This window comes from Vibrio sp. 2033 (assembly GCF_033339735.1).
In genome coordinates this window covers 1-502 of sequence record NZ_JAWOVC010000915.1, presented here as the reverse complement: position 1 = coordinate 502, position 502 = coordinate 1, and the positions used below count along the sequence as shown (strand labels likewise).

At 48.8% G+C, this 502-nt stretch carries 2 protein-coding genes; both read left to right on the top strand.

Features of this window, described 5'->3' with window-relative positions:
* Positions 1 to 183: hypothetical protein (locus R7P74_RS29795; RefSeq protein ID WP_318124354.1), on the top strand; the 183-nt coding region annotated here is incomplete at its 5' end.
* 122 nt (positions 184 to 305) lie between these two features.
* On the top strand, positions 306 to 502 hold a 197-nt coding region (locus R7P74_RS29790; RefSeq protein ID WP_318124353.1), incomplete at its 3' end, for a hypothetical protein.

The following is a 502-nucleotide window of genomic DNA, read 5'->3' as shown; positions in this document are numbered from 1 at the left end:
CTTCCCGAGGTTTCTTCGTTAAACGAAACAGCGGACAACCTCGAGGAAATTCCCAACATGCGTGCAGGCGGACAAGGCGGCCGAATGAACCGGCAAATGCGCCTGCTGCAGCCCACAGGAGATCCGGAGGTTTTCAAAGCCGTCAGTCTGGTACTCGGAACGCCTGAATTCCAAAGGCAATGATAAAATTGTGGAACGTTCCACAATTGCAATTTTGTATAATCCGTGAAACGAACTGATTTTTAAAGCGGCTGTTTGTAAGCCGGCAGGCCGCCTTTCGTGTGCTGAAAGCAGTAACTAAGTATATGAAAATCAAACACTTGTACATATTTTTACTTGTGACCGCCATTTTATCCGGATGCGGAGTAGCCGCACAGACCGTGCGTCAAGATGGTGATTTTGCACCCGCAGCCGAATATTCAAGCCGTTCGAAGGGCCTCGCAATGATCGTCTGGAAAAACGGCCGCATTATCTTTGAGGAATACCAGAACGGCCATAAACC